Below are 13,082 nucleotides of genomic sequence, written 5' to 3'. Positions count from 1 at the left end.
ATTGCCGATCACCCTCAAGCTTACGGAGGGCCAGGCGCATGATGGCAAGAGCGCCGAGGACATGCTCGAGGACCTGAATGACGGTCAGATCCTGCACGCCGACCGCGCCTATGATTCAGATGCCGCAAGGAACTGGCTCGCCGCGCGCGGCGCATGGGCCAATATCAAACCCATATCGCACCCTCTGACGACCTGCTGGGACGTGCTGGCGGTTGCGCGGGAAGCGCGATTGATCGAGGCTTCAACTCTGGATAAAGTCGAAGAGTTTTTGAATCATCCTGCGCAATGGTCCACTGCTCACGGCGGAATCGCCGAGTTAAAACTAGCGGGAGGAGTCGAGCGGAACGATCATGGTTCCTCCACATCCCCCTTCACTCTTTGATTTTCTCAATACCGAGGCGGGAGCAGCGCTCCGGTCGAAATTTCACGAGCGAACCTTCGTGGCCGGAAACCGGCTCCTGAAAGACGAAGCGGCGGATCACGTATTTCTCGTCAAAACCGGGCGATGGCGCGTCTATCTCGCCCATCCGGAGCGGGAGCTCACATTATCCTATTTGAGTCCGGGTGATGTTTTCAGCACTCATACCCGAGCTGAATTGCAGGCAGTTCGGCCCAGTGTCCTGCTTCTTGCGCCCCGTAGGGTCATTGAACGCCATCTCGAAGAATCGCCCCTCCTGCAGGTCGCAATCCTTCGCGCCCTCGCCAATGTGCTGAACCAGACCATCACATTGCTCGAAGATCTCGCTTTCCATCAAGTGCGCGGGCGTATTTCCCGGTATCTTCTGCGATGCGCCGACCGGCAAAAGGTCATTGTGGAGCCAGGAAATCTCATTCACCTCGACCTCACGATCGAGGAACTTGCCGCTCTGCTCGGCACCACAAGACAGACGGCATCGACGGAACTCAATGCCATGATCCATGCCGGCGCTATTGCCCGGCCTGACCGGCAGCAAACCAGATTCTGCAGCCCCGACACCCTGCGGGAATGGGCTGCAGAAGACACGTCTGTCAGCCATCTGACAGACAGGGGCATGGACGAACACTAGTTTCTTCATTCGCAACAGGAGGTTGGAAATGAAGGAAACGATTGATCGCTATGTCAGCTTCAAGGGGATCGACTGGGTAGACAGATCGCGTGCGATCTTCACACAGCTGCAAACCCATATCGAATGTGGCAACAGCCCTTTCTGGTCATATTTCGTCCGGCAGAGAAAAATTGCCCACGCGCAAGGCCTCGATGATCTGCGAGTGCTCCACAACTATCTGCCAACATTGCGTGAGTTGCTCGAAAATCTCGGTGATTTCACGACCCTGAACATGCTCGAAGAACTGGAAGAAATCTGCATGTAGCGTCAATTGCGGCTTCAGGATCGTGGCGAGTGAAAACAACAAAAATACCGCCAGATCCTCGTGGCACGGAACCGCCGCCGCTTCAGGGATCTGTCAAGCGACTGCAAGATCATAGGAATGACGTCGATCGGCCGCAATCATAAGCGCATTGGCCTCGATCAGAATAGTAAGCGTGTTCTGGAGGCACGGCTCTGTCAGACATTGTACTGCCTTATGACTTTGCCCACGCCCAGGGCATGAGTTCATCGATGGGGCTGTTGGGCCGGACCGCGGTGAATTTCCGCATGACTTCGGTGATGTATGCGCGCGGTTCAACGCCGTTGAACCTGCAGCTCTCAATTATGGAATAGATCGCGGCGACCAATGACACCGCCGCGCAGAGCCCGTTCGGCGATGAGGGTTGTCGATCTCCAGACGCCCATCGTCGAAATAGCGGGTCAGCGTGGTCCAGCGCATGAACGACGGCTGCCATGAGCGGGCTCCTGGCAGAGATCTGTATGCGGATCGCTTCATCCGGTGTGTCAACTCTTCAAGCTGGGGCCTGGAGTGCATTTGTTGCTTGTCAGTAGCTTATTGGAATAGTTTAGCGTAACTTCGGCGTGATTTGAATCGGACATACATGCCCTTTGAAGAAGCACTGTGCAAGTCGATGATCCTATCACTTTGTGTATGGACTCTCGATACCAAGAGCCTATTCGAAGGACGCATGCTTGCCGTGGTGGATAAAGGCATGTCATCCTAAAAGCATGGCTGTCCTGTTCTCGACGGATGCGGTCTTTTTCACGGCAATTCCACAACCAATCCGCCGCGCAGGGTCACACGACGGTCCATGCGCGCGGCAAGCTCCATATTATGGGTTGCGATGAGCGCGGCGAGCCCCGTCGCCTGAACGATCGTCGTCAGGGCCGAGAAGACATGATCGGCGGTTTTCGGATCGAGATTGCCGGTCGGCTCGTCGGCGAGCAAAACCCCCGGACCGTTGGCAACGGCGCGGGCAATGGCCACACGCTGCTGTTCACCCCCCGACAATTGGGCCGGTCGATGCCCGCCACGCGCCTTGAGTCCGAGATAATCAAGCAATTGTTCCGCCCTCTCCCGCGCTTCGTTGCGCCGTAATCCGCGGATCATTTGCGGCAGCATGATATTTTCAAGCGCCGTGAATTCTGGCAGCAGATGATGAAACTGATAGACGAAGCCGATGTTGTTACGGCGGAGCGCCGTGCGCATCGCATCGTTCATCTTGCGCGTCGGCCGTCCGTCAATCAGCACGTCGCCGCCGTCTGGCCGTTCCAGAAGACCGGCAATATGCAGCAGGGTCGATTTTCCGGCACCGGAGGGCGCGATGAGCGCAACGGATTGACCGGCCCACAGGCTGAAATCCGCACCGCGCAGAATTTCGAGCGGTGCGCCGGCTTCTTGAAATCGTCTTTCGACCTTATGAAGATGCAGGACTGGCGCTGTCATGATCATTCATAGCGCAAGGCATCCACCGGGTCGAGACGCGCCGCCCGCCAGGATGGATATAGCGTGGCAAGCACGGACAGGACGAGGGTGAGCGCGACAACGGAAAAGACGTCGCCGGGATCGACGACCGAGGGCAGTCGCGAAAGAAAATAGATTTCCGCCGGGAAGAGATTGGCATCGAGCAGCCGGTTCAGGAACTGGCGGATCGTTTCGACATTATGAGCGACGACAAGTCCAAGAAGAAAACCGACGAACGTCCCGACGACGCCGATGGCAGCACCAGTAATGAGGAAAATCCGCATCACGCCGCCGCGTGTGACACCCATCGTGCGCAGAATGGCAATATCGCGGCCCTTGTCCTTCACCAGCATGATCAATCCGGAAATAATATTCAGCGCGGCGACGAGAACGATGAGCGTGAGAATGATGAACATGACATTGCGTTCGACATTCAACGCGTCGAAGAAGGTCCGGTTACGTTCACGCCAGTCGGTCATGATCATGGGGCGCATGACCTGATTCTGGATCTCGACACGCGCAGCATCAATCGTGTCCGGATTTTTCAGGAAGATCTCGATGACGCTCGCCTCACCCGCCTTGTTGAAGAAGGCTTGAGCCTCTGGCAAGGGAAGATAAACGAAAAGGTTATCGAATTCCGCCATGCCGATCTGAAAAATGCCAGTGACAGGATAGACCTTGCTGCGCGGCACGACGCCAAATGGCGTCTGCGAGCCATTGGCCGTCAGAAGCTTGATCTTGTCGCCGAGACCCAGGCCGAGATTTTCCGCAAGTCTTTGCCCGATCACGACGCCTCCCGCAGTATCGAAACCGTCGAGTGATCCAAGCGTCACGTGACCGGCTATACCGGGCAAACGTTTGAGATCGGCCTCGCGGATACCGCGCACGAGCGCAAAAGCCATGTTCGTGGTCGAAGCCGCGGCCGGACCCTCGACGAGAGGAAGGGCAAGTTCGATACCCGGAAGGTCCTGCACCTGATGCACGATTGAATCATAATCGGTTAAAGGTGATTCCGTCGCCTGCAGGAAAATATGGCCATTGATGCCGACAATCTTGTCCAACAGCTCCTTGTGAAAACCATTCATGACCGACATGACAACAATGAGCGTGGCGACGCCGAGCGTAATACCCAAGAAGGAAAATCCGGCGATCACCGAAACAAAGCCCTGCGACCTCCGCGCCCTGAGATAACGCAGAGCGATCATCCATTCGAACGGAGCAAAAGGACGGGTAAACCCCACGGCTTTATCCTTGCCTGTCGTCTCTCGACGGACCTGTTCTTGGGTCGCGCCCGACGAGGAGCGGTCGCTATGGCTCATGCAAATCTCTCGTCAAGAAGGGTTTGAAGACAGGGGTAGAATTTGAACGTCCACCACGCGCCGCATAAGGAACTCATTCCACCGTGACGCTTTTGGCGAGATTGCGCGGTTGATCTGCATCCTTACCCATTGCGACGGCTGTATGATAGGCCAGCAATTGGACAGGGATCGCATAAACCATGGCGGCGAAATCAGGCTCCATGGGCTCTATCGCGACAAACCGCCCTACCTCCTCGCCCACTGTCTCGGCGAGATCGGCTTGGCCGATCAAAATGAGCCGTCCACCACGCGCCGCCACTTCTTCCATGTTGGAGATCGTTTTCTCCAGAACCGGGCTTGGTGGCGCAATCACGATCACCGGCATTTTTTCATCGATCAGAGCGATCGGCCCATGTTTGAGCTCCCCGGCCGCATAGCCTTCCGCATGAATATAGGAAAGCTCCTTGAGTTTTAGAGCGCCTTCCAAAGCCAGCGGAAAAGCCGTGCCTCGCCCGAGATAAAGAACATCGCGGGCTTGCGCGAGTTCGCGCGAGATCTGTTCGACGCGCGGCTCCACGCGCAAGGCTTCCGCCATTAATCCGGGCACTGCAAGGAGTTCACCGACGAGCTTTGCTTCCATCTCCTCGGTTATCACATGACGCGCTCGACCGACGGCAAGAGCGAGGCAGGCAAGAACAGCCAATTGGCAGGTGAAAGCCTTGGTCGAGGCAACGCCGATCTCCGGCCCAGCGAGTGTCGGAACCGCCAGATCGCTTTCACGCGCCAACGTCGAGGTGGCGACATTCACGACACCGAGACATTTTTGCCCGTGCGCTTTCGCATATCTCAAAGAGGCGAGAACATCGGCTGTTTCGCCTGACTGCGAAATGAACAAAATCAATCCGCCGGATTTAAGCGGCGGTTCCGCATAGCGAAATTCTGACGCCAATTCGATATTGACGGACAGGCCTGCAAACCGCTCGAACCAATATTTCGCGGTAAGACCGGCCATATAGGCCGTGCCACAGGCACAGATGGTCAGACGATCAAGCGCAGCTGGATCAAACGGCAAGGCAAATGGCAGACTCGTGTGCCCTGCGGAAAAATCAAGATAATGCCCGAGCGTTCTGCCGACGACTTCCGGTTGTTCGTGAATTTCCTTCGCCATGAAATGGCGATATTTCCCCTTGCCGATGAACAGGGCCTCAGCCTGGGTTTTGACGATCGAACGCCCGACGGCAGTATTCTCGGAATCGAAGAAGGCCGCCCCCTTGCGGGTGAGCACGACCCAGTCGCCGTCTTCGAGATAGGCAATCGTATCCGTGAAAGGCGCGAGCGCAAGCGCATCAGAACCCAGATACATGGTCGGTGCATTCGGATCCGTTCCGAAGCCGACGGCCAAGGGCGAGCCCCGCCGCGCCCCGATCATAAGATCGGGTTCATCCTCAAAGAGAAAGGCTAGTGCGAAAGCGCCTCTGAGGCGGGGAAGACTGTCACTCACGGCCTGCGCGGGAGACATCCCCTTCTTCATGGCTTCATCGACGAGATGAACGACAACCTCGGAATCGGTATCAGTGGAAAACACGTGCCCAAGGGTTTTGAGTTCGGCCCGCAATTCCCGAAAATTCTCGATGATGCCGTTATGAACAATTGCAACCTTGCCACAGACATGGGGATGGGCATTGTTCTCGGTCGGCTTGCCGTGGGTCGCCCAGCGGGTATGACCGATGCCGCTGAGACCCAAAAGCGGATGCTGGGCAAGTTTCGGCTCGAGATTTCTCAGCTTGCCCTCGGCACGCACACACACGATTTTGCCATCTTCCAGGGTGGCAACACCGGCGGAATCATAACCACGATATTCAAGCCGTCCCAGCGCTTCCATAAGCAGAGGGGCCACGGGCGTCTGGCCAAGAATACCGACAATTCCGCACATACAAAAATCCCTGTCTGGTCTTCCGCAAAACGCAGTTCATATCGAATATCGCCGCGCAGGACTCATCGCATGATGAGCTTGTGCGGAAATTGTGTCATTTTATATGTTTATCGCGAAAGGTCTTGGCCCAACCAGGCTTCTCGACCTGTCTGCCACGGGCAAGGGCAAGGGCATCCTCTGAAACATCTTGCGTGATGACCGAACCGGTTCCGACATAGGCGCCATCGCCGATCTTCACGGGCGCGACCAGCGCAGTATGCGAACCGATGAACGCGCCAGCCCCGATTTCCGTCCTGAATTTGCCAAAACCGTCGTAGTTACAGGTGATTGTGCCCGCACCTATATTGGTTCCCGCGCCGATATCAGCATCGCCGATATAAGTCAGATGGTTGATCTTCGCGCCTGCTTTGACCTTCGCATTCTTCACTTCGACGAAATTACCGATATGAACATCGCCCTCGAGTTCGGCGCCGGGCCGCAGCCGCGCAAATGGGCCGATAATCGCGCGCGGTCCCACCTCTGTCTGCTCGAGATGGGAAAAGCCTTTGATCCGAACACTCTCCCCAATACTCACTCCTGGACCAAAGATGACGAAAGGATCAATGACGACATCCCGACCGAATCTCGTATCGAAACTCAAGGTTACGCTGTCGGGATCGATCAGTGTGACTCCAGCCCGCATTGCTTGATCGCGGAGCCGCCGTTGCAGGACATTTTCCGCGCGCGCGAGCTGAATCCGGTCATTGACACCCATCACTTCTTCTTCGGGCACCATGAGGACGCCAATATCCTGACCCTCGGCCCTTGCCACGGCGACAATATCCGTGAGGTAATATTCACCCTGCTCGTTGGCTTTGCCAATCTTCTCGAGAAGAGGCAACGCACGATCGCCCGCCAACGCCATCAACCCGCCGTTGCAAAATGTCACCGCGCGTTCTTCATCATTGGCATCGCGTTCTTCGCGAATGGCAATCAGCCGATCCCCATCCATAAGAAGACGGCCATAGCCAGACGGCTCCTGCGCTTCGAACCCCAGCACCAGAGCCGCAATATTCATTTCAGCAAGCGCGCTCCGCATGGCGAGGAAGGTCTCGGCGCGGATCAACGGAGTATCCGCGAAGACGACAAGCAGATCATCATAACCTTGCGCCAAACTGTCGCGCGCTGCCAGAACGGCATGGGCAGTCCCCAGACGTTCATGCTGGATCGCGATCCGCGCATGCGGAGAGATCGCGGCAATCTCCCTCGGCATGGATTCATGGTCGGGCCCTATGACCACGACGACATCATCGACACCGGCTTCCGCCAATGTTGCCAGGACATGCGCCAACATCGACCGTCCCGCCAAATTGTGGAGGACCTTCGGATGTGCGGATTTCATCCGCGAACCGAGACCCGCGGCCAGCACGACGGCAAGGCATCGACGCCCGGTTTCTGCCGTTCGTTCGGTCAAATTCCTTCTCCCGAAATTCTGAGGCCAAAGCCTGTTCGGTCCCAAACCAGCTCGGTCAACGTGCAGCTCTTCAGGACCTCATCGCAGAGAAGCCCTTTGACGGAAAGAAATCCAGAAGCCGGCATCGAATTCCGCACGGGCTCCTGACAAAATGTCCTGAAAACCTATGGCAAATTGACGAAGTTTTCACAAGGTTCGCACAAGATGGATGAATGAGTATTTAATCCATCGTTCAGAGAGCGAGCGTTAAAATGCCATTCTATCGAATTCAGTCGGGTTGCTAGCCGATCCATTCAAAGCGTCCAGCCCCCCTAAATCGGAGCAAGCCGCAGTCCATCCGGACGCACCTTCGCCCACGGAATAACCGTCCACTTGATCCAGCTGGGCTATTCGGAGAGCACCAAGCCACCCATAAAACGAAAAATTTCCAATTTATTTGATCGTGAGCTGGATCTATTCGACCTAGAAATGCTCCCACTGACGTTTTTTCCTGGGAGAAGAGAACGCTTCATTAAAAATCAACTCGCTAATGGAATATCTTTCGAGCAAATTCGCACGGATTCGCCATTCTCTCCCTCACGTCGGATCGAACCTCATCATTGGAATGGAGCGTTGACCTTGCCTGTTTCGTCAAGCCTGTTCCAGGATCCGGCGACTGCCATTGTGACAGTACCCCGACCAATTTTGAAAAACGGATGAAGGACCATACCAGCGCCCTCAATCCATTATAAGAACCAGAATCGCCTCTTCTAACTTCAGCCTGTCAAACTCATGATCGAACGCAGGGATTTCCTGAAACTCACTGTCGGCGGCATCGCCATGGGACAGATCACTCACGGATTCGCCAGCGAAAGGAAAAACGCCCCGGCTTGGAATTTAACCAGCGGCGCACAAGCCGAGGAAGCCGGAGCGCCCGCGGCTGCTCCATCCGGCTTCATACTCAGCGAGGCACGTCCATTTGAACCGGCCCTGGTTACGGAAGCGGCTCGCGCGCTTGCCCGCCAATCCTATAAAGCCGTCGCGCAACCCTTGCCCGATGTATTCGCCAATCTCGGCATAGATCAATATAACACGATCACATTACGTCCGCATTCAGGGCTATGGATCGACAATAATCTCGGCTTTGCCATCGAGCCATTGCATAGAGGCTCGATCTTTTCGAACCCGATGGATATCAATATCGTCGAGCAGGGCGAGCAACGCCGCCTGATCTATAATCAGACACGATACGCATTCGGCAGTTTACCCATTCCGGACAATATCGGCGATATCGGCTTTTCGGGTTTCCGCGTCCTCGTGCCAAATGATGGACAATCTTTCGTCACCCTCGCGACATTTCAAGGTGCAACCTTTTTTCGCGCCATAGCCAGGGGCCAGAACGAGGGCACAACCGCGCGCGCGCTTTCGATCAAAACGGCCGACCCGCGCGGAGAAGAATTCCCGATGATCCGCGCCGTCTGGATTGAGACACCGACACTGGCCGAAAATACGCTGACGTTGCACGCACTCATCGATTCACAAAGTGTCGCTGGCGCCTATCGTTTCACCATTCATCCGAACGAGGCGACCATCATCGATACGGAATGTACGCTCTTTGCCCGGAATAATGTCGACCATTTCGGATTGGCGACAATGGCAGGATCTCATCTTCTGGCGCCGGTTGGTCAACGCCATATTGATGATCTCCGTCCACAAGTCAGCGAAGTCGGTGGTCTCGCCATGCTGAACGGACGCGGGGAATGGCTATGGCGGCCCGTCGCCAATCGAGCGACCTTGCAAATCTCGTCATTCCTTGACGAAAAGCCGCATGGTTTCGGATTTTTGCAGCGCGACCGCGACTTCGATGATTTCCAGGACGATTTTCAGCATTGGGAAAAAAGGCCATCGCTCTGGATTGAACCCATTGGCGAATGGGGCCCAGGGGCCATGCAATTAATTGAGATCCCGTCCGATTCGGAAATCAACGACAATATTCTCGCCTATTGGCGCCCTCAGCAGCCATTGACACCGGGAAGCGAGAGCTTTTTCGCCTATCGGCAATTCTGGTGCTGGAAACCTCCCGTCAGCCCGCCATTGGCCGTCACCACGCTTTCACGTCAAGGACATGGATCTGCGCCACACCGGCGGCGCTTTCTCGTGCAATTTACCGGCCCCATGCTCGGTGATCAGAAAAAGCTGCAAGATATAAAGCCAATCGTGACCGCATCCACGGGATCTATTTACGAACTGCATGCTTTTCCCGTACCCGAACGACAATCCTATCGTGTTCTTTTCGAACTCGACACCGGTACAGAAACGACATCGGAATTGCGGCTCGTGCTTGAGGCGAGCAGCGTTGCTATCAGTGAGACTTGGCTTTATCGATGGACGCCCTAAAACATATTGCCGATCAGGGATCCGACATCCATTCCGCGTTTCATCCCCACCCCGCTCATGAACATGCGCGGCAGGATGGTGTCGTTTGGCTTTTCCCTGCCACACCGCCCGAGGCGCCGCTCACCATGCCGGTGCAGGATTTGAGACGGTTCAATCGTTCTCAGCGCCGGTCGTTTGTCGATTCCCACTTTTCGTTGTGGGTTTGGCTCGCGCGTCTGGTTATTTTTGGCGGCGGCCTTGCCTTGACGGGCTATGGCGCCTGGCAAATGTATCAGGTGGTTAGCGTTGGAGGCGTCACGCTGCTCGAATGGGCGCTTCTCGTCCTGTTCATCGCCAATTTTTCCTGGATCGCACTTGCCTTCACCAGCGCCGTCGCCGGCTTTTTATGGCTGCTTTTTCGTCCACCAGCCACACAGCCACTCCCCGCCGACCTGCGTGAAAAAACCGTTGTGGTAATGCCGATCTATAACGAGGCACCTGCACGCGTCTTCGGTGCTATGCAGGCCATCTTCGAAGACGTCGAAGCGACCGGCCTCGGGCATGCATTCGATTGGTTTTTTCTTTCCGATACGACGGATCCCGATATTTTCATCGCCGAGGAAGAAGCCTTCATCGCATTGCATGACAGGCTAGCCCCGAAATTCGGAAGCGACATACGGATCTACTACAGGCATCGCGCAAAAAATACCGCGCGCAAGGCAGGCAATATCGAGGATTTCGTGACGCGCTGGGGCGGTGCTTACGCGCATATGGTCGTATTGGACGCCGATAGCCTCATGACCGGCCATGCGATCACGACCCTCGCCGCAACGATGGAAGCCGATCCCGATGCGGGGATCATTCAGACGCTGCCACTGATTGTCAATCGCAACACGCTGTTTGCTCGATTGCAGCAATTCGCCGCACGCATTTACGGACCCATCGTCGCTGCCGGCGTCGCCGCCTGGATGGGGCGCGACGGCAATTATTGGGGCCACAACGCCATCATCCGTATCAAGGCTTTCGCCGACCATTGCGGCCTGCCGACACTCAAGGGCCGTCCACCATTCGGCGGTTTGATCCTCAGCCATGATTTCGTCGAGGCGGCATTGATCCGGCGGGCAGGATACAGCGTTTACATGTTGCCGACACTTGAGGGCAGCTACGAGGAATCGCCACCCTCCCTCATTGATCTTTCGACACGCGACAGACGCTGGTGCCAGGGCAATCTTCAGCATTTGCGCGTCATCGGATCAGCGGGATTCCGTCTTGCCTCCCGGCAACATTTCGCCACAGGAATCATGGCCTATGTCGCCTCGCCTCTGTGGATGCTCCAATTGATCATCGGTATCATTCTGGTGATTCAGGCGAGTTACAGCCGGACCGAATATTTCACGGGTGAAGCCACCTTGTTTCCGACCTGGCCGCTCTTCGATGCTGAACGGTCTCTGGAACTCTTCATCCTGACGATGGCAATTCTCATCGCTCCGAAAATCTTCGGTCTTATCCTTGCCTTGACCCAGAAACACACACGGCGCGGCAGCGGTGGCACATTCGCATTACTGATATCGACACTGTTCGAGATCATATTTTCCGCTTTGCTTGCGCCGATCATGATGCTGATCCAGACTGGCCATGTCGTGCATTTTCTGTTCGGCTTTGATACGGGTTGGGATCCGCAGCGACGCGACGATGGGTCAATTCCTTTTACAGCCATCGTCCGCAGACATCGTTCTCATGTCGCAATGGGTATCATCACGCTGATTGCCGGCTATATGATTTCCCCTTCGCTGATTGCCTGGATGTCCCCGACGATCGTCGGCCTGCTCCTCGCAATCCCGCTGTCCTGGGGGACGGGTCTTCTCGGCGTCGGTTTGGCTTTGCGTCAGTTCGGCCTGCTTCTGACGCCGGAAGAAAATGCCAAACCTGAAGTCGTCGCTCGGGGAAATGAGCTTGGCGACAGTCTTTCCACCACTAGCGTGCGTAATGCCCTCGCGGTCTTGCACGACGATGCGCGCTTTCGCGCTTTTCATCTGGCCTTTCTAGCGACAGTTCCAAAACGCCCACATGGTCAGTTTTCTTCGGAACTAGCACTTGCCCAAGCCAAGATCGGAGAAGCCGAATCCCTCAAAGACGCCATCAACTGGTTGCACCCAAAAGAACGATTGGCAGCCGTCCAGGATGAAACACTCGTTGGACGTCTCGCCAATCTGTCTTGATTGAATTCGCTTGAAGAAGGCAATCCTCGTCCGTTCATTTCAACGATGGTTGCCGTTCTTCTGGTAGCAATGGTTGCGTTTACAAGGTGCGTTTACAAGGATCGAGAACTCCGACTCCCCCGCGCCTCCGGACAATGGACGCAAGCATCACGCTCAACGTGCCCCGGTCTTGCCGGTACACGGAGCTCAATTCCAATGACGAATTTTCACTCAGATATTTGGCATGCGATCAGAGATAGTCGACATTTTACGAACAACCAGAACAGAATCGTCATGCTCCATTTCTGATATGCTATAAATGTCAAGCATTCATCATTTTGCCTCTAGCTGTCATTTCCGAATGGAGCAGTCCGAAAACATCCGGATTGCTCTCTATATTATGGTGATGCGTTTCGGTTAGATCCGTGACGCTCCACTCTAAAATTCTGAGCATTCTGCCATAAATGGCAGTTGCGAGGCGCCTCCCTCTTATCGGAAAATCCTCCTGGAGATCGCGCCCGCATCACCCAAATGGGATGAATAGTCCATCAATTGGGACCGCTATTTCCCAGATCCAGATTATTATTCGTCGCACTACCCTCACCTGCGCGGTAAACTCTATGGGCAGGATAACTTTCAGTGGCACTGCGCCCACTCTGCATACCAGGCATCATTTGTTGTGTCTGGTACCGGTGATATTGTTTCGAATATGGGAGATCTCCACTTCCTCCTGCTTGAGCCTGAGCGGACAAAATCACGCCAATACCGACCAGACCCGCGAGAGCAAAAGACTTTCCAGATATCATCTCTGTCTTCCTTTCATTTCCATGAATGTTTAATGACAGAGATATGACAAATGTTCCGCCAAGGTAGATGAAACATTTTTGATCGGCTATGCAAATATCGCATAACTCGTCGCCTTGGTTTGGCGTGAGATATCGCCGAAAGCAACGCAGCTATTGCGGCGGCTCAGTCACACAAGCGTGACCCGGAAAATTCATAAGAGCCAATAG

The 13,082-nt window shown here is 55.3% G+C and carries 10 protein-coding genes; 5 read left to right on the top strand and 5 right to left on the bottom strand.

Going from position 1 to position 13,082, the window contains the following annotated elements:
• The 3 genes from DL88_RS20585 to cowN all read left to right on the top strand — a co-directional run.
• Positions 1–382, top strand: a 382-nt coding sequence (locus DL88_RS20585) for a transposase (RefSeq protein WP_169741587.1), incomplete at its 5' end; no start/stop codon positions are given.
• Entirely contained in the window at positions 351–1,046 is a 696-nt protein-coding gene (locus tag DL88_RS14215; RefSeq protein ID WP_034997267.1) for a Crp/Fnr family transcriptional regulator, read from the top strand. The genes DL88_RS20585 and DL88_RS14215, both read left to right, overlap by 32 nt.
• 28 nt (positions 1,047–1,074) lie before the next feature.
• Positions 1,075–1,350, top strand: coding sequence for a N(2)-fixation sustaining protein CowN (gene cowN, locus DL88_RS14210; RefSeq protein WP_034997265.1), 276 nt, complete (start codon positions 1,075–1,077; stop codon positions 1,348–1,350).
• Positions 1,351–1,561: 211 nt separating this feature from the next.
• Here cowN and DL88_RS21090 read toward each other — a convergent pair whose 3' ends face one another.
• The 5 genes from DL88_RS21090 to glmU form a co-directional block, all read right to left on the bottom strand.
• Entirely contained in the window at positions 1,562–1,822 is a 261-nt protein-coding gene (locus DL88_RS21090; RefSeq protein WP_051955989.1) for a transposase domain-containing protein, read from the bottom strand.
• Positions 1,823–2,130: 308 nt separating this feature from the next.
• On the bottom strand, positions 2,131–2,820 hold the full coding sequence (locus DL88_RS14200) for an ABC transporter ATP-binding protein (RefSeq protein ID WP_051955988.1): 690 nt from the start codon (positions 2,818–2,820) through the stop codon (positions 2,131–2,133).
• Positions 2,817–4,151, bottom strand: a complete 1,335-nt coding sequence (locus DL88_RS14195; RefSeq protein WP_084705197.1) for a lipoprotein-releasing ABC transporter permease subunit — start codon at positions 4,149–4,151, stop codon at positions 2,817–2,819. The genes DL88_RS14200 and DL88_RS14195 overlap by 4 nt, the downstream gene beginning before the upstream one ends.
• Positions 4,152–4,224: 73 nt before the next feature.
• Positions 4,225–6,063 (bottom strand): glutamine--fructose-6-phosphate transaminase (isomerizing), encoded by a 1,839-nt coding sequence (gene glmS, locus DL88_RS14190; RefSeq protein WP_034997263.1) that lies wholly within the window; start codon positions 6,061–6,063, stop codon positions 4,225–4,227.
• 94 nt (positions 6,064–6,157) lie between these two features.
• Positions 6,158–7,516 carry a bifunctional UDP-N-acetylglucosamine diphosphorylase/glucosamine-1-phosphate N-acetyltransferase GlmU gene (gene glmU, locus DL88_RS14185; protein ID WP_034997261.1) on the bottom strand — a complete coding sequence of 453 codons (1,359 nt, stop codon included), beginning with the start codon at positions 7,514–7,516 and terminating at the stop codon, positions 6,158–6,160.
• Positions 7,517–8,287: 771 nt separating this feature from the next.
• Between glmU and DL88_RS14180 the strand changes: the two genes are divergently transcribed.
• Complete coding sequence (locus DL88_RS14180) at positions 8,288–9,892, top strand: OpgD/OpgG family glucan biosynthesis protein (RefSeq protein ID WP_034997260.1); 1,605 nt, start codon at positions 8,288–8,290, stop codon at positions 9,890–9,892.
• Positions 9,880–12,090: a glucans biosynthesis glucosyltransferase MdoH gene (mdoH, locus tag DL88_RS14175; protein ID WP_084705196.1), complete on the top strand. Its 2,211-nt coding sequence runs from the start codon at positions 9,880–9,882 to the stop codon at positions 12,088–12,090. The genes DL88_RS14180 and mdoH overlap by 13 nt, the downstream gene beginning before the upstream one ends.
• The last annotated feature ends 992 nt before the right edge of the window (positions 12,091–13,082 follow it).

The sequence above is a fragment of the Beijerinckia mobilis genome, assembly GCF_000745425.1.
GTDB lineage: Bacteria > Pseudomonadota > Alphaproteobacteria > Rhizobiales > Beijerinckiaceae > Beijerinckia > Beijerinckia mobilis.
Note: the sequence above shows the minus strand (reverse complement) of the source record. Positions and strands in the feature narration are given on the sequence as shown.